At 31.4% G+C, this 19,367-nt stretch carries 10 protein-coding genes; 6 read left to right on the top strand and 4 right to left on the bottom strand.

Annotated elements, in window-relative coordinates; translation table 11 throughout:
• Positions 1-280: 280 nt before the first annotated feature.
• The 4 genes from IE051_RS02150 to IE051_RS02135 all read right to left on the bottom strand — a co-directional run bounded on the left by IE051_RS02150 (position 281) and on the right by IE051_RS02135 (position 5,415).
• On the bottom strand, positions 281-1,561 hold the full coding sequence (locus tag IE051_RS02150) for a nucleotide sugar dehydrogenase (RefSeq protein WP_189359033.1): 1,281 nt from the start codon (positions 1,559-1,561) through the stop codon (positions 281-283).
• A 23-nt stretch (positions 1,562-1,584) separates the two neighbouring features.
• Positions 1,585-2,964, bottom strand: coding sequence for a nucleotide sugar dehydrogenase (locus IE051_RS02145; protein ID WP_189359030.1), 1,380 nt, complete (start codon positions 2,962-2,964; stop codon positions 1,585-1,587).
• Positions 2,965-3,249: 285 nt separating this feature from the next.
• Positions 3,250-4,233 (bottom strand): SDR family oxidoreductase, encoded by a 984-nt coding sequence (locus IE051_RS02140; RefSeq protein WP_189359028.1) that lies wholly within the window; start codon positions 4,231-4,233, stop codon positions 3,250-3,252.
• 159 nt (positions 4,234-4,392) lie between these two features.
• Positions 4,393-5,415 carry an NAD-dependent epimerase gene (locus IE051_RS02135; protein WP_189359026.1) on the bottom strand — a complete coding sequence of 341 codons (1,023 nt, stop codon included), beginning with the start codon at positions 5,413-5,415 and terminating at the stop codon, positions 4,393-4,395.
• 1,060 nt (positions 5,416-6,475) lie between these two features.
• Between IE051_RS02135 and IE051_RS02130 the strand changes: the two genes are divergently transcribed.
• The 6 genes from IE051_RS02130 to IE051_RS02105 all read left to right on the top strand — a co-directional run bounded on the left by IE051_RS02130 (position 6,476) and on the right by IE051_RS02105 (position 19,366).
• Entirely contained in the window at positions 6,476-8,440 is a 1,965-nt protein-coding gene (locus IE051_RS02130; protein WP_189359024.1) for an Ig-like domain-containing protein, read from the top strand.
• 144 nt (positions 8,441-8,584) lie between these two features.
• Positions 8,585-10,018 (top strand): MBOAT family O-acyltransferase, encoded by a 1,434-nt coding sequence (locus IE051_RS02125; protein ID WP_189359022.1) that lies wholly within the window; start codon positions 8,585-8,587, stop codon positions 10,016-10,018.
• Between the two features lie 2 nt (positions 10,019-10,020).
• Complete coding sequence (locus tag IE051_RS02120) at positions 10,021-10,953, top strand: hypothetical protein (protein ID WP_189359020.1); 933 nt, start codon at positions 10,021-10,023, stop codon at positions 10,951-10,953.
• 1,038 nt (positions 10,954-11,991) lie between these two features.
• Positions 11,992-15,420: a malectin domain-containing carbohydrate-binding protein gene (locus IE051_RS02115; RefSeq protein WP_189359018.1), complete on the top strand. Its 3,429-nt coding sequence runs from the start codon at positions 11,992-11,994 to the stop codon at positions 15,418-15,420.
• Positions 15,421-16,289: 869 nt separating this feature from the next.
• On the top strand, positions 16,290-17,420 hold the full coding sequence (locus tag IE051_RS02110) for a DegT/DnrJ/EryC1/StrS family aminotransferase (protein WP_189359016.1): 1,131 nt from the start codon (positions 16,290-16,292) through the stop codon (positions 17,418-17,420).
• Entirely contained in the window at positions 17,417-19,366 is a 1,950-nt protein-coding gene (locus tag IE051_RS02105) for a polysaccharide biosynthesis protein (RefSeq protein WP_189359014.1), read from the top strand. The genes IE051_RS02110 and IE051_RS02105 overlap by 4 nt, the downstream gene beginning before the upstream one ends.
• Position 19,367 lies beyond the last annotated feature (1 nt).

Raw genomic sequence — 19,367 nt, 5'->3', positions numbered from 1 at the left:
TTTTATTCAATTACATTATTAGTCCCATATTCTAAATAGATTAATAAATAGACGAAAAATAAAAAGTTACCATTTTTGGTTTCTCCTATCATTATCAACTAAAGTATGCTCACTTGGATCATCACAAATAGAGGTAATGGAAAATAATTAAAGAAAGTGCCAATATCCACTGCTGTAAAATCTCAACTAGAATTTTTCAAGATTATATTTGATATTTTAAATTAACACAAAATCAAAGGAATGTAAAATTAGTTTCAGCTATTTAATTTCAGTATTTACTTTATAATTTGCCAGTTACATTTTCTTTTATAATTCCTTTTACATCATAAATTAAACCATTTTCAACTAATAAATCGGTGAAATTCATTTTAAGGAATTCAGAATGGGCCACACCAAGCACTATGGTGTCAAAAAGTTCATGAGGGAGCGTGTTTGTAGCCTCTAAATCGTATTCTTTTTTAACTTCTTCTGAATTTACCCAAGGATCATAAATGGTGATGTCAAGACCATATTCTTTTAAATGTTTTATAACATCTACTATTTTGGTGTTTCGAATATCGGGACAGTTTTCTTTAAAAGTGATGCCTAGCATCAAAATTTTTGCTCCATTTACTTTTAAATCATTTTTGAGCATCATTTTTACTACCTCACTGGCTACATATTGCCCCATACTGTCATTAACACGCCTACCTGCCAATATGATTTCGGGATGATAGCCAACTTCTTGTGCTTTTTGAGCCAGATAATATGGGTCAACACCAATACAATGCCCACCAACTAAACCTGGCTTGAAAGGAAGAAAATTCCATTTTGTGCCTGCCGCCTCAAGAACATCATGGGTATTTATATTCATTAGGTTGAATATTTTAGCGAGTTCGTTAACAAAGGCAATATTGATGTCTCTTTGTGAGTTTTCAATAACTTTGGCAGCTTCTGCCACTTTAATAGTAGGGGCAAGGTGTGTGCCTGCAGTAATAACACTAGCATAGAGGTTATTAACTTTTACTCCAATTTCAGGCGTAGATCCGGCAGTTACTTTTAATATTTTATCAACAGTATGTTCCTTATCACCTGGATTGATGCGTTCCGGTGAATAGCCTGCAAAAAAGTCCGTATTAAAAATTAGGCCACTACTTTGCTCTAATATAGGAACACACTCATCTTCAGTAACACCGGGGTACACCGTGGATTCATATATTACGATGTCCCCCTTCTTTAGAACTTGAGCAACTGTTTCACTAGACTTATATAAAGGTGTTAAATCTGGTCTATTATTTTTGTCAATAGGTGTGGGAACGGTAACGACATAATAATTACAATCTTTTATATCGTCCATATTAGATGAACAATACAATCCAATATTATTGTCAGAACTAGTTTTAAGTACAGCTTTCAGCACATCATCTTCTACTTCTAGAGTTGTATCTTTGCCTTGTTGTAATTCAGCAATTCGATTTTCATTAATATCAAAACCGACAACTGAATATTTTGTAGCAAATAATCGAGCGAGAGGTAAGCCCACATAACCCAATCCTATAATTGCTAGTTTTTCTGTATTCATAATATTCTATTTATTAAAGTATTTTATTTACCAATTGAATAATAATCAAAACCTATTTTTTCCATTTTTGATTGATCAAGTATATTTCGACCATCAAAAATAAAGGCAGGCTTTTTCATTTTAGTATAGATTTTATGCCAATCATATGTTTTAAATTCATCCCATTCTGTCATGATAGCCACAGCATGAGCATCATTTAAAGCTTCATAGGGAGAATCCTTAGCTTCAATTAGTCTTTTATTTTCATCTTCAGAACGCGTGTTTAAATAGTTAAGATCCGATTGGATTTTCACAGAAGATACTTTTGGGTCATAAACTGCAATATGCGCTTGTTCATTTAATAAATGGTCAGCTACATATATGGCTGCAGATTCTCTAGTGTCGTTCGTATCTTTTTTGAAGGCCCAGCCCAAGAAACCAATTTTTTTACCTGAAACGGTATTGTAAAGTGTACTTATTAAATTATCTGCAAAACGTCTTTTTTGGTGATTATTCAAAGTAATGACTTGTTCCCAATAGTCTGCTACGGCCTGTAAATTATAACTTCTTGCTATATATACAAGATTTAATATGTCCTTTTGAAAACAGGATCCGCCAAAACCGACTGATGATTTCAAGAATTTTGAACCTATTCTAGAATCCATGCCTATTGCTTTTGCAACTTCATCAACATTTGCTTCTGTTTTTTCACATAATTCTGAAATGGCATTTATTGACGAAATACGCTGTGCTAAAAAGGCATTAGCTGTAAGTTTAGATAACTCAGAAGACCAAACATTGGTTCTTAGAATTTGTGATTCTGGAACCCAACTTCCATAAATACTTGCTAAACTTTCTATAGCTTCTTCTGATTCTCCACCTATTAAAACACGATCCGGGTTTAATAAATCTTGGATAGCTGTTCCCTCAGCTAAAAATTCTGGATTGGATAGAATACTAAAATTAACATCACTACCAGTATTGTCTAAAATACTTTTAATAGCTTGAGCTGTTCTCACTGGTAAGGTTGATTTTTCAACAACAATTTTGTCTGTTTTAGCAACTTTGGCTATATTTCTTGCACAAAGTTCTACATATTTTAAATCTGCAGCCATCCCTTTTCCTTTACCATATGTTTTGGTCGGGGTGTTTACGGATATAAAAATCATTTCAGATTCGTCGATTGCTTTATCTATTTCCGTAGAAAAAAATAAGTTCTTTCCTCTAGTTTCTTCGACAATCCCGGCTAAACCAGGCTCATAAATAGGAAGGTTAGACGTATCTGAATCATTCCAAGCATTAATTCGCTCTTGATTAATATCTACAATGGTTACCTTAATATTGGGATTATTCTTGGCAATTACGGCCATTGTTGGACCGCCGACGTAACCCGCTCCAATACAACAAATCTTTGTTACTTTCATTTCTTGTGGTATAAATGTTTTCTCTATAAATTAATAGCTTTTTTTAAAGTTATGCTAAGATTATTTTTTTCTGAATTAGGGATGTTTTCATGTTTGGGACTATATGTTTTGGCGTTTACGCCAAATTTACGCAATTAATCGTGTAAAACAAGCGTTTCGTCGATAATAATAGTTGGTAGAACATATGCTAATTTTGGCGACAAATAATACAACTATAATTAAATTAATTTCAACTTTTTATTAATTAAAAACAGAATTAACCTTTTTTAAAGAAAAAAGATTATCCTATAAGTTTTTCCAGTACCAATTAACAGCTTCCTTTATGCCATCATTTATATTATATTTGGGGGTATAGTTTAATAATTTTTTTGCTTTATCAACAGATGCCAAAGAATGAGGAATATCGCCAACTCTGTTTTCACGGTGTTTTATTTCAATGTTTTTAATTTCATTATCAAATGCTGAAAGATGTTCTTTTAGTAAAGAAGTTAACTCCAATAGTGTGGTTCTATCTCCATAAGCTACATTATAAACCGTATTCAATGCAGTTTCATTATTTGTTGTTAGAGCAAGTATATTCATTTGAACAACATTGTCTATGTACGTGAAATCTCTGGAGTAACTGCCGTCTCCATTAATCATAGGCGATTCATGATTAATAAATTGTTTTACAAAAAGTGGTATTACAGCAGCATAAGCGCCATTAGGGTCTTGTCGTTGCCCAAAAACGTTAAAATAGCGCAATCCTATTGTATCTAGTCCATATGCTTTTTGAAATATATCGGCATAAAGTTCATTAACATATTTAGTAATGGCATACGGTGATAAAGGTTTGCCAATTACGTCTTCAACTTTTGGCAAGGCTTCGTGGTCTCCATAGGTAGATGAGCTAGCTGCATAAACAAAACGCTTTACGGTTGCATCTCTCGCAGCAACTAGCATGTTCAAAAAACCAGACACATTTACATCATTTGTTGTTATGGGGTCATTAATAGACCTTGGAACAGAACCTAGAGCCGCTTCATGTAATACATAATCAACATCTTTACATGCCTTGTGACAGTCATCAAGGTTTCTAATATCACCCACAACAAGTTTAAAGTTATTGTCACTTAAAAAAGGATCTATATTCTCACGTTTTCCAGTTGAGAAGTTGTCTAGACATACAGTTTTTATATTGTTTGAGAGCAGTGTTTCACATAGGTTAGAACCAATGAAACCTGCACCTCCAGTAACCAAAACAGTCTTGTTTTTTAAATTTTCTAGCATTCAATTTGGGTTTTTTGTTAATAGCACGGCAAATATGTAAAATATTATTTAAATACCTACAATTATTATACGAAGTTGCCGTTTTGTACGATAAACATCGTGATGTTAATTCTTATATGAACTTAATCGATATAAATGCGGTATACAACTAGACATAAGTTATTTGTAATAAGTTTTATACCAATCTACAAAAGCTTTTACACCATGACTAATTGAGGTGTTTGGTTTATAATTGTAATCATTTATTAAATCGTCTACGTTGGCCCATGTTCGTTCTACATCTCCCGGTTGAATAGGAAGCATATTTTTTTGAGCTTCCATTTCAAGATTAATTTCTATCTCTTTTATAAATTCTAACAATTTTACAGAATTATTATTCCCAATATTGTAGACTTTGTATAATTCGTTTTTTTCAATGCGCTCTTTAGAAGACCCCTCGAGTATTCTTACAACACCTTCAACGATATCATCTATATAGGTGAAATCACGTTCCATTTTTCCGTAATTGAATACTTTTATTGGTTTACCATTAATTATAGCATCTGTAAAAAGAAACATAGCCATGTCTGGCCTTCCCCAAGGCCCATAAACCGTAAAGAACCGCAGGCCTGTAGTGGGGATATTAAACAAATGACTGTAAGTATGGGCCATTAATTCGTTGCTTTTTTTGGTTGCAGCATATAAACTAATTGGATGGTCTACATTATCATCTGTTGAAAAGGGGATTTCTTTGTTCAATCCATAAACGCTAGAACTACTGGCGTACACTAAATGTTTAATATTGAAATTCCTACAACATTCAAGGATATTTAAAAATCCAACTAGATTGGAATCGACATATGATTCAGGATTTTCTAGACTATATCTAACTCCCGCTTGAGCAGCTAGATTACAAACTATGTCAAATTTTTCAGTTTCAAAAAGTTTAGGCAAGTCCTCACGGTTTTCTACATTCATACGTACAAATGAAAATTGTTCATTTTTTTCACTTTTGCATAAATTATTAAAGTTTGAGGCCTGATCTTGATTTATACCTAATTCCTCTAGTCGGTCATATTTTAAATTGACATCGTAATAATCATTAATATTATCAAGACCGACAACATAATGACCGTTAGTTAATAAAACTTTTGAAGTATAGAAGCCAATAAATCCAGCGGCTCCGGTTACAAGTATTTTCATGTTTATAATATGATTAAATATATTTATGTCAGAAATCTGATTGTTTTCATAAAGAATAACATTATCTAAGGCAAAGATGTAAAATTCAAATGATAAAGAATTAAATAAATGATAAATATTCTGTTTTATTATTGAGAATTATAATATTGAAAACCCTATATTTAATTTTGTTTTTTTTATGACTAAAACCTCTATTAAATCGATAAAAAAAATATTATTAAGGTAAGAAATGATGAAAATTATAATCTTCTTTTCGATAGTCATTTTATATTATGAAATTAACAGATGTCGTTAAAACAAGGGCATTTAATAGGTCTTTTTTAAAAGAGATAAAAACGTTCTGTTCTTCTGTTTTGGAACGGTTTTCCGGGTTGATCATACTTGATTTCTATGAAGAGGACATTGAATAATAAATAAGGCTTTTAGTTACGAGGTTTGTGCATTTGTATTGTGGTTAGATATTTCTGTATCATCATTATTTAATATTTCAATTCTCAAAATGAAATGTATTTTTTATGTAATGACAAGTTGTAATCCAAGAAAAGATTGATGTTTCAGAAGTGATCTTGACAGGTGTTTGAGATTTTTTCGAATTCTGCTTTTAAGGATAGGAAAAGGGCTACTGCTTTGTTTTTCAAAAAATCTACTTTTTATTTATTCAATATTTTCCTAAGGCATTACGTATTTTACGCATAGTTTCCCGTGTATTATGTGAATATTTAATTATCCGGATAACACTTAAAATAATTTATCCTAAATTGTTATTAATAAAAAGGATTACTGCTAATCTGTTTTATAAAAGGTATTTTGAATATTTTCTTTGACAGAAAAAAAGGATATATTTATGCTGTAAATCATTTTTTATTTATAATTATTACAAATAATAGATTAAACGCACATAATACAGTTGAAATGCATTAATGTCTTAATTTTTGTTTGCAATAATCGATAAAAAGTAAAAAAAGACGTTGTTTGTTTTTAAAATAATTTGAAGCTTATATATTTGTTACCCCCAACAAATCTATAACGAATGCAAAACCTACATTTAAAACCAAAAATTTTGATTATCGTATTATTTTTTTTAGCCCTATTACCTTCATGCAATAATGAAGAGTTATTCATTGATGAATCATATGTTCTTGCCAATGAAAAAAACGATGAGGAGGATTCTGATGGAAATGAAGATACCGATGGAAATGAAGATGCTGATGAATCTTCGCTAATTGAAGTTAATGATTATGCAAGTAGAACTCGTGAAAATATATCAGTGGATTTGTTTTTATATTCTAATGATTTGAACATGCCTAAGTCAATAACGTTTTCAGGAAGTAAACCTAGCAATGGAAAAATTGTTTTAAGTGATAATAATACCCCTGAAGATTTTATGGATGATTTTGTTACTTATACACCTGATCCAAGTTATTCTGGCATGGACACTTTTGAGTATACCGTATGTGATGCCACAAATTCAGAGAATTGTGGTTCGGCCATAGTTACAATTACCGTAGATGCTATGGATCGTGAATCAGTTTTAAAGGCATTTCCTAATGCCTATGGAGGTGGTGCTGAAAGTATTGGAGGACGTGGAAAGGTTTTATGCATAGTAAATACATTAGATTATGATACGCCGTTAACTTATCACCGTTCGAATGGTTCAAATGATGAATACTATACGGGGGGGCTTAAAGAGGCCATTACAAATAAAAATGTGGGCCATATTGTTTTTAATGTGTCGGGAAATATTAAATTACCAATTGGAGGGGCGTCATTTTCGGGAGTCTCTAATAAAACTATTTATGGGCAATCTGCCCCAAAGGGAGGAATTACTATAACAGGAGGGAGGTTTAAATTTGATTATACGTCAGGTGATAATCATGATTTAACATTCAGATATTTTAGATCCAGACCTGTTCTTTCAAGATACGGATATACTCCAGATGTTGCTTTTAAAACAGATTTTAGATTAGAATCGGGAAAATCAGCAGGCGGTGTGGGTGATGATGCCTATACTTGGGCTTTTCTATTCACTGGAGGAGAGAAAATAATAGTAGACCATTGCTCAGCTTCTTTTGCATCCGACAAAAACATGGGAGGCTTTATTTGGGATACATCTGATATAATGCAGAATTGGACTTTTAGTAATAATATGGTGGCCGATGGAGGAACAAACATGTATTTTGCGCAAAACGATGATGGTAGTGGTTCTCATAATGTACCTGATAATATATCAGTTATCAATAATATTATGACCTCAGCAAATAGAAATCCAAACATGGCTTATGGTGGTTATGGGGAAATAATGAATAATGTTATATTTGATGTGCCTTATAAATATACAACTGCTTTTTGGAATCTTAAACTAAACCATATAGGGAACTATTATACGGGTGAAAAGCAAGGGTCAGGAATAAATTCTAGTTTTGCTAGAAATAGAATCATAAGTGCTGGCACCTCTTCTACTGAACCAGATTCGAGGCCTTCAATATACACTGATGGTAATTATCTAAAAAGAAGTGATAATTCCATAGTTCTGGATGGTAATCCTGCTAATAATGATAGAGTGTTGTGGAGTAATTATATAGATAAGTTTACTTCTCCACCTAAATTTGGAGGGCAATCTCAATTCTTTACAAACACTCCACATACTAATTCTATTACACACAAATACGTTGCTGTTTCTGCTACAAATGCCTTTAGGAATTTGATAAACGAAGGAGATGTTGGTGCCTCTAAATATTTAGATGATAATGGTCTGGTTCAAGTTTTTAGAGATTCTTTTGATGCTTCACAATTGAATTATGTAGAAAATAATGATGTTAGTTATAAGGGTAAGCAAGCTAGTAATTGGGTGTTGCCTATTCTTCCAAAAAACACAAGACCAGAATCCTATGACACGGATAATGATGGCATGGCCGATGCATGGGAAATGAGGACCTTTGGTAATTTAGAACAAAGCTATAGAGGGGACTTTAATGGTGACGGTTATGATAACCTAGAAACCTATCTAAATCAGGTTGATAAATAATTTACTAATCTTTAGTTTAGCGATTATTCAAAACTTATGTTTTCGTAGATAGGATATATCGGTAATTCAAGGAATTTATTTGATTATAACTTATTGATAGTGCATATTTGGGCAATTTTAAAATAATATATTCTAAATTAAAATATGTATTTCAATTCATTTGAATTTTTAGTTTTTCTTCCTTCAGTTTTTATTGTTTATTGGTTTATTGTTAATAGAAATTTGAATATCCAAAATCTACTAGTTGTATTTGCTAGTTATTTATTTTATGGTTGGTGGGATTGGCGTTTTTTATCACTCATTATTTTTAGCTCGCTTTTAGATTATAGCATAGGATTGAAACTAAAAAAGGAAGAAAAGCAATCTAAAAGAAAGATGTTGCTGTGGTTGAGCATTTTTGTTAATCTAGGTTTTTTAGGTTTTTTTAAATATTATAATTTTTTTATAGATAGTTTTATAAATACTTTTAAATTTTTTGATGCAGAAATAAAGTTTAATACTCTAAATATTATACTTCCTGTAGGTATTAGCTTTTATACATTTCAAACGCTGAGTTATACAATAGATGTTTATAAAAAAAAATTAGAACCAACGCAAAATTTAATTTCATTTCTTGCGTTTGTAAGTTTTTTTCCTCAACTAGTAGCTGGTCCTATAGAAAGAGCAACTAATTTATTACCACAATTTTATAAGAAGAGAACGTTTAACTATATGTCCGCTGTAGACGGTTGCAGGCAAATATTATGGGGATTATTTAAAAAAATCGTAATAGCAGATAATTGTGCCAAATATGCTAATTTAATATTCAATGATTATGAAAATTATTCAGGAAGTGTTTTATTTATGGGAGCATTTTTCTTTGCTTTTCAAATATATGGTGACTTTTCTGGTTATTCAGATATTGCCATTGGCGTTTCAAGATTATTTGGTTTTAATCTAAAAAGGAATTTTGCTTTTCCTTATTTTTCAAGAGACATAGCTGAGTTTTGGAGACGTTGGCATATTTCTTTGTCAACTTGGTTTCGAGATTATTTATATATTCCTTTAGGGGGAAGTCGAGGTGGCTTATGGATGAAAATTAGAAACACTTTAATTATTTTTATGGTTAGTGGGTTTTGGCATGGTGCAAATTGGACCTTTGTGATCTGGGGGTTTTTAAATGCTTTATATTTTTTACCTCTTCTGCTAACAAATAGAAATAGAATTAATACTGATATAATTGCACAAGGTTATTACTTTCCTAAGATCAAAGAGTTTTTTCAAATGATGATTACTTTTTTTATAACTCTAATAGCCTGGGTGTTTTTTAGATCAAATTCTGTTGAACAGGCATTTTATTTTCTCGGTCATATGTTTTCTAAATCATTGTTCTCTATTCCAGAAATTTTTCCAATTCACATTGTTTTTTTGGTAGTCATATTCGTGATAACAGAGTGGTTAGGAAGAACAGGAGAGTACGCTATTGATCGTATTGATTTTCTAAATAGGCCAATAAGGTGGTCCCTTTATATTATTTTGATTTTACTCATGTTTAAATTTACGGGCGAAGAACAAGCATTCATTTATTTTCAGTTTTAACTATGATTAAGTTTCTAAAAAATATTTTGATTTTTCTTATTTTATCATTATTAGTGGGTGAGGTAATTGTAAGAGTAACGCATTCAGTGTCTGATATTCCTCATCGTAAAATCGATAAATTTGGAATACAAAAACATATCCCTTTTCAAACTGGGTTTTGGTTAGGAGGTGGACATAAATGGACTATTAATAAACTTGGATGGCCGGGGGATTTACCCAGAAATTTTGACAATTTAATTACTATTATTGGGGATTCTTTTGTGGAAAATTTAATGAATCCTGATGATTGTAGACAATCAGTTTTGCTAAAAGAACAACTTGTTAAGTACAATTTTATGGAAGCAGGAAGGTCTGGTGTGTCTTTTATTGAAGCATTTGAAATTTCAAAAAGCATTGACACTTTGAACCCTAAACTTAGCCTAATTTACGTAAATACAAATGATTTTTTTGAAAGTATTAAAGAAATTAGAGAAAGGCCAAGTATAACTCAGTGGAGTATTGAAACGAACAAAATTGTTTCAGGAAAAATAAAATCTCCAGGATTAAAAAAAATATTATATAATTGGAAATTGTTATACTACTTGTACACTAATTTTAAGACTACGCCTTCAAAGAGTAAAAAAAATATAAACAAACAAGATGCAACTAAGTTAATTGATTTAAAGTTTGAGGAAGAAATTTTAGCATTATTAAAGTATACTAAAAATAATCATAATATGAATAATAATATTTTAGTTTTTCATCCTAATACGAACCAAAAACTAATTGATATGTGTATTAAGGAAGGTTTTAGAACAATGTGTTTAAGATCAAAGAATTATAAAAGTTGGTGTTTTGACTATGATAAACATTGGACTTGCTTTGGTCATCGGCAAGCCGCCCAGCAAGTTTCTGTTTATTTGAAAAACCATGAATTCGATACTTTAAAGAAATAGAATAACCTGTGTAGGGTCATATTCTGAAGAACCAAATTCAATGTTTTAAAATTATAGCAGCTGTACTTGTCTTCAATAAAAGTTTTAACATTTTGACCTTTAATGAAAACTATGTTTAAAATAATGTGGTTTTATGTAGTAATTACATTAATGAAATTAAGTCTCCTGTTGAATTAGGTGGGTGTGCAATTCTTTAAGATTCTTCGTATTCAAATTGGATAGATCTAGGTTTAACTAATGATTAAATTAATTAGAACTTAGAAGGTAATGTAAATACTTTGAATTTTTCAAAGTATTTACAGGAGTTATCTTTTATTAAAAAAACAATAAAAATATATCTCTAAGGTATTAATGAAAAATCAGATTATATTATACGCAAGAATCTCATTGATATCACATTTATTTGTCTTTATGATTTTAATTGAAATAACTCAAGTCCAGATTTATCCTTGCTTTTAGTTTGTTATAAATCATAATTTTTTAATTAAATAATTCTTAAAATTATTAATATTTTTTACACTTTATTCTTGGTGTTAAAAAAAATAATAAATTATTCAGGCTCACGAAGTAATATGTAGTATTTTTTTGAGTTAAGGATGGTGTTTTAGGGATTTAGATAAAAATCAAAATATTGGGGATGAAGTATAAACTTAAATGTGTTTAACCGACAGTATTAAATCGTTTATCGAAATATAGGTATTCGAGAGCCTTATTATGAAAACAATTAATAACTTCACCAGAGTTTGAAGATTCCATTGATAGATAGTATTTTGGTTGTGCTGGTTGTTATATAAAATTATTTTTGACTCTTTATTTGGTATAATAATATTTGGCATAACTGAATAATTAAAATTTTTACGAGGCATTTCATTTACTATAAACTACATAATATAGGGCACATATAGATTTATAGAAGTCGACTTATCATTATTAATTAATGTTAACAAGTTTGTTAGCATTTTATAGTGTGTTTTTTTTTTTATAAAAAGTGGATTTGTGTATTTTGTTTATATTTGCAGAATTATTTTAAAATCTCTCATGAAAACTACAATTAAATTAGCACTTTTTTTTACTGTGCTTATCAGCACGTTACAACTCAACGCTCAGTCTATTAAAGCTTCTTCATTCGGTTTCAATGCTACCGATGCTACTGATGCTTTTAGAGAGGCCATCGAGGCAGATTACGATACGATTATTATTGACAAACAAGCTTCCGATTGGAATGTAAAGCCCAACAAGTTTTTTAATATCGAAGACAAAGTAATTATTTTTGAACCTGGTGTCGTTTTAAGGGCTTTACCAAATGAATTTAGCGCAGGTAATAACTGTCTCTTTTGGCATGTTTACCCGAAAAATTTAACGATAATAGGCTATGGTGCGGAGTTTATTATGAATAAATATGAGCTAGACTTGCCAGACACAGTGAAAAGTGAGTATCGACATGCTATTTCGATTATAGGTGGAGATAATATTACTATAAAAGGTCTGAACATAAAGGATGCATGTGGAGATGGTATATATATAGGCTCAGGGCCTGACATGGAAACTGATTATTCCCAAAACATCTACCTTGAGGACATAAAAATCACCAATGCATACAGGATGGGGCTGACTATTATTTCTGTAGAGAATTTTTATGCAAAAAATTGTTTCATTACAGAAACCAAAGGTACTTTACCAGAGGCTGGATTAGGTATTGAACCCAATACTGCAAATCAAAGGCTAGTGAATGTTAATTTTGAAAATTGTTCCTTCACTAATAATAATCATTCAGGGATATTTCTTTCTTTGCAAAATATAGATGGTAATTCCCCTCCCATGAGTATTAATTTTAGAGATTGTTATTTAACAAATAATCATGATTATACTAATAAATATACCGCTACTGAAATACAATTAGGATCAAGTAGGAATTGGGAAAATCCTATAAAGGGTTTTGTTAATTTCGAAAGGGTTCTCATAGAAAATAGTCAGTGGAGGGCTGTTACTTCCAAAAAGGGAAGTGATGCATATCATACCACTTTTAAAGACTGTATTTTTAAGGATATTGCTCAAAATACAGAAAGACAATACAATCCAATTTATTTAGAAACGGCTGGTGATGGAACCGGTAAAAATAGGGGTCATTTTATAGGTGGTTTTGATTTTGATAATGTATTAATTTCATATACTTCCGATAAGCCATTTTTGCAAGCTGGTTATTTCAGTGGTAAAGGTGTAAATGATATTGTGGGTAGTTTTAAAGTAATCAATCCAAAAATTAATGTTGATCCGCTCTATATAGGAACTTCAAAAGACATAGATGTTGATTTTTCCTATGACATTGTTTCAAAACTGCCATTGTCTGAAGTATCCTTTAGTAAGAAAAATAACATTGCTATTGAATCGATAGGAAAGCCTATAGAATATGAAGTAAACAGGTCGGGGTCAACTACCTTTCCTCTGGCTGTGAGCTACGATATTCAGGGTGAAGCCATTTCTGGAGATGATTTTGGTTTGCTTTCAAAATCAATAATAATTCCTTCTAATGCTTCTGTTAATCCAATGGAGATATATCCAAGAAAAGATGGGGTTTCGGAAAATGTTGAGAACTTCTCTTTAAGTCTACAACCGAGTTCCCATTACACAATAAGTAGTGAAAACGAATTGTTTTTTCAAATACACGACGAATCAGGAGCAGAAGTCCCCGAAGAAGAAATTGAACTACCGTTGCGTATTAATGCTGGAGGAGCAACAGCTATTTATCAAGGAGAGACGTTTGTTGGAGATAGGTTTTTTCAAGGTGGAGATTCTTTTGTAAACTCAAGTACTGTTTTAGCTGAGTTATACCAGTCAGAACGTAGTTCAGATGATTCTGTTTTTAATTATAACATTCCATTACCTGATGGGACATACGAAATAACCCTTCATTTTGCCGAAATATATTGGGGAGCTACCGGGGGGGCATCCGCTGACATAGGCAAACGAGTGTTTGATGTTGAGATAGAAGGTGATAGTGTATTGAATAATTTTGATTTAAATAACGAAATTGGACCTGAGACTGCAATAACTAAGACCTTTAAGGTAAAAGTTTTTGATGGGGAATTAAACATGAAATTTCATACCCTAGGTGAAGATGGTGTCGATCAACCGAAACTTTCGGCTTTTGAGATTTCTGAGGAAGTGCCTGAAACGCCATCAACGTCCTTACCACTCAGAATTAATTCTGGCGGGCCAACAATTGAGGTTCAAGGAGATACTTTTATCGCTGATGAGTATTTTGTGGGAGGACAGTCTTATGAGAATGTACAAGCTAAAGTATCGAACTTGTATAAGACTGAGCGTAGTTCAGATGAAGCTATTTTTAATTATAATATTCCTTTAGCAAATGGTACGTATGAGTTAAAATTGCATTTTGCAGAGATTTATTGGGGTGCTACCGGCGGTGGTTCAGGAGGTGTGAGTGACCGAATCTTTGATGTTAATATAGAAGGTGTAACTGAGCTAAACAACTATGATATTATTAAAGAAGTTGGAACAGAAACTGTGATAATTAAGACCTTTAATATAATAGTTTCCGATGGAGAATTAAATATGACTTTTGAGTCACAAGGATCAGATGGAACGGATCAACCTAAACTTTCTGCAATTGAAATTCTAGAGAAATCAGAAATACAAGATTTTGATTTGCGCATAAATGCCGGGGGACCTACCGTAGATTTTAAGGGAGAAACTTTTATAGCTGATCAGTACTTTTCGGGTGGTCAGACTTATGAGAATACTAACGCCACTGTGGCTAGCTTATATCAAACGGAGCGTAGTTCCGATGAGGCCTTTTTTAGCTATGACATACCATTAGAAAATGGGACTTATGATGTTACCCTACATTTAGCTGAGATTTACTGGGGAGCTAATGGCGGTGGGACAGGAGCTACTGGAGTACGTATATTTGATGCCGACATAGAAGGAGTTACAGTACTTAACGACTATGATATATATAAGGATGTTGGTTCTCAGACTGAGGTAACGAAGACCTTTACGGTCAATGTAACGGATGAAGTGTTAAATTTGACCTTTGATGCTTTGGAATCTGATCATGGAGATCAGCCAAAGGTTTCTGCTATAGAAATAACCGGAAAGGTTTCTAATGGTATAACTGGTATTGCGGCAGCTGGAGGTTCGAGTAATATTAAAATTTCAAATGAAACACGGCCTTCCAATTTGGAAAAAAACAATAATATTAAAACTATTAATGAAGTTCAAGAAATTGTTGTTTTTCCTAATCCTACATCCGATAGGCTAACAATAAAGGGAATTGATAATTTAAAAACGATTACAGTTTTTTCTTATTCAGGCCAGGTTTTGCAATCATTGCAAGTTTCTAACTACGAAACGACTTTAGATCTTAGTGGTTACCCTAGCGGAATTTATTTAGTTCAGGTTTTGGATAAGAATAAGATAAATAATTTTAAAGTGGTAAAAAAATAATAGATGAATTAAGGTATTTATTATTTTCTGATATAAATTATTTATAAGGACAAAAAACATTCAAAAAATATTTTGAATGTTTTTTTTTGTATTTGAATGTCCAATCAGGAAATGTTATTTATTGAAGTTTTTTAATGATTTTTACATAATTGTAATTTAAGGGTATAAATGTTTTTAAGGCTATTCATGCACTATACCTTTACTATTTTTTTGCTTTTTATCTGTTCTACTTGTATTAATAAAACCCGGTAAGTCTGTTTTAATTTTTACAATCCTATGGATAATATTAAATTTTGATTGTATTGTGTATGCATATAGCTAGTTCAATTTTTAATATGTTTTATTTAAGGGTGAAAACTGTTAGATAATATTTGAATTTAACCTGTAAGTTATTGTAATTAAGCACCTTTTTGGACCTAAACTGTAATGGTTATCTTTAGCGACTTATTTTACAATAACGGGTATCGATAAAAGACAAGGTCTTACAGGTATAGCACAGTTAGCTTGTATTTAACCGATTTTAAGGACTGTTTTGACGAAATAATCTTATTCAACTCTTGTTACATGAAAACAATGACTAAATTTACAACGTGCAAAACACAAAATTGAATTGATTAATAGCATGATTAGTTTAATTGTATTTATTGTTAAAAAATATAATTTATAAGAATCGAAACAAAGAAGCACAAACTTATAATTATATTGAAGTAAGAAGAAAATACAGTTTTTATCAAGTTGATTAATATAAAGTTCGTTTTGTTGTTATGATTAAGTCGAAATTTTTCAAAACATTTTATTACAATTGATGACATGGTTATGTAATCGTGATAAGATTGCTTTGCTTAAATTTTATTTCTAAAAGTAAAATAATGCTGACAAAAACTAAAATATACTTATCATCACCTCACATGGGTGGTTCAGAACAGAAATATGTATCTGAGGCTTTTCAAACGAATTGGATTGCTCCCTTAGGTCCTAATGTGGATGGATTTGAAAATGATATCAATGATTATTTGGGTGGCAATTGTTATACAGCAGCTTTAAGTTCAGGTACAGGCGCTATTCATTTAGCCTTAAAATTATTAGGTGTATCTAAAGGCGATGAAGTGCTTTGTCAAAGTTTTACTTTTTCTGCATCAGCTAATCCAATAATATATCTAGGTGCTAGTCCAGTTTTTATAGATAGTGAAAAACATACTTGGAATATTAGTCCAGAATTGATGGAAATTGCCATAAAGGATAGAATTGAAAAGTACAAGAAGCCAAAGGCCATAATTGCTGTCCATTTATACGGTATGCCATATATGTCAAATGAAATAAACCAAATTGCAAGAAAATATGATATTCCTGTAGTAGAGGATAGTGCAGAGGCTTTAGGTAGTAAGTATCATTCTATGAAATGTGGAACACTAGGTGATTTAGGAGTTTTATCTTTTAATGGTAATAAAATTATTACAACTTCTGGTGGCGGCGCTTTAATTTCAAAAAGTAGAGAACTTAAGGAAAAGGCTGTTTTTTTAGCAACTCAAGCACGGGACTCCGCGGCTCATTATGAGCATTCACATATTGGTTATAATTATAGATTGAGTAATGTTTTAGCCGGTATCGGAAGAGGGCAAATGGAGGTACTAGATGAAAGAGTAATGGCTAGAAGAAATAATTATAAATTTTATAAGGCGAACTTATCAAAATTTGATTCCATCGAATTTTTGGAGGAACCTGATGGATTCTATTCTAATCGATGGATCACATGCATCAAAACTAAGTCATTTGAAACTAGAGAACAAATTAGATTGGCTTTGCTTGATGATGATATTGAATCTAGACCTTTATGGAAACCTATGCATATGCAACCTGTATTTAAAGATGTCTTACATTTTACAAATGGTGTCTCTGAAGATTTGTTTAACAAAGGTCTTTGTTTGCCTAGTGGATCAAATTTAAAACAAGAAGAACTAAATAGAATTATTGACGTAATTGTTAAAACCCCAAACCTATGATAAAAATTTACTTTTCCCAACTTTCACAAAAATATGCTTCTAAATGGCTTGTTTTTGGTATTGACCTAAGTATAATGCTCTTAGCTTTTTTAACAGCTTACTTAATTCGGTTTAACTTTACTTTTAATTTTGATATTGAAAAATTCATAATTCAAGTCCCGTTTTTAATTGTTGTTTCATCATTTAGTTTTATCGCAATAGGGTCTTTTAAAAGTGTTATAAGACATACAGGTTTCACTGATATTGTCAATTTATTTAAATCCATTGCTTTGTTTTCAGCAATATGTGTAGCTTTTGTTTTATTGAATAGAACAGCTGGTTTTTTACCAGGATTTACTATTCCCTTATCTATAATTGTAATGCATTCAATTTTAAGTTTTGTTATTTTAGCAGCTAGTAGATTGGTGTTTAAAATAGGATTTAAATATTTGAAATTTAAATATGAAAAGACTAAGCGTGTTTTGATTTATGGTGCCGCAGATTCCGGTATTGTAACTTACAATGCCCTTGTTAGTAATACAAATACGATATTTCAAGTTGTTGCTTTTATAGATGACAATAAAAAGAAAGAAGGAAAAATAATAAACGGGATATCAATTTTGTCAAGTAAGCTTATAACTAACGATTACATTGAGAGAAATAGTATTGATGAAATTATAGTTGCTTCACAAACTATAGAAGCTAAACGGTTATTGTTATTGGTAGATAGACTCGGGGAATCTGATGTGAAAATCACTAAAATTCCGGCTATGGAGCAATGGATTAAAGGTGAATTAAGTACCAAACAAATCAAGAAAGTTCAAATAGAAGATTTATTAGGACGCCAACCCATTGAGATTGACAACCCAAATTTAATAAGTGAATTTGCCGGAGAAACCGTTCTTGTTACTGGTGCTGCGGGATCTATTGGAAGTGAGTTGGTAAAACAAATTTCTAATTTTAATGTTAAACATTTAATTTTGGTGGATCAAGCTGAATCTCCATTATATGATGTTCAACAAGAATTAAGACGCGATGGAAAGCAAAATTTCAAAGCTATTGTTGCTGATTTAAGAGACGGATTAAGAATAGATGCTATTTTTCAGAAGCACAAACCAACTATGGTATTCCATGCGGCAGCCTATAAACATGTACCACTAATGGAAGAAACGCCTTATGAAGCGATAAAAATAAATGTGAATGGAACAAAGTTGTTGGCAGATACCGCTTCTCGATATAATGTAAGGAAGTTTGTATTTGTTTCTACAGATAAAGCGGTTAACCCGACTAGTGTAATGGGGGCAACCAAGCGTATTGCAGAAATGTATATTAGTTGTTTACAAAAAGAAAGTAAGACTAAATTTATAACAACAAGATTTGGTAATGTTTTAGGGTCGAATGGTTCTGTTATTCCTTTGTTTAAAAAACAAATTGAAACAGGAGGACCATTAACGGTAACACATCAAGATATAACTAGGTATTTCATGACTATTCCGGAAGCTTCTCAACTAGTTCTTGAGGCTGGAACTATGGGTAAAGGTGGAGAAATCTTTATATTTGATATGGGTGAGTCTGTAAAGATTTTTGAATTAGCGCAGAATATGATTAAGCTTTCAGGTTTAAGATACCCTGAAGATATTGATATTAAAATAACTGGTTTGAGACCAGGAGAAAAACTATACGAAGAGTTGTTGGCTAACGGTGAGAATACCTTATCTACATATCACAAGAAAATCCTGATTAGTAAGACTAGAGACTTGGAGTATGCTAAAGTCAAGTCTAGTATAGAGGAATTGTGTTTAACTAATCGTTTTCAAAACAATAATATTGTAATGAAAATGAAAAGTTTAATTCCAGAATACAAATCTAATAATTCTCAATATGAAAAATTTGATTCACGTGTGAAAGCTTATAAAAAAGCGAAAGGAGTTTTAAATAAAACTACCAAAGCTAACAGTCGAATATAAA

It is taken from the genome of Algibacter mikhailovii (assembly GCF_014651495.1).
Taxonomy (GTDB): domain Bacteria; phylum Bacteroidota; class Bacteroidia; order Flavobacteriales; family Flavobacteriaceae; genus Algibacter_E; species Algibacter_E mikhailovii.
The sequence above is the reverse complement of the archived record's forward strand: the minus strand, read 5'-3'. Positions and strand labels throughout refer to the sequence as shown.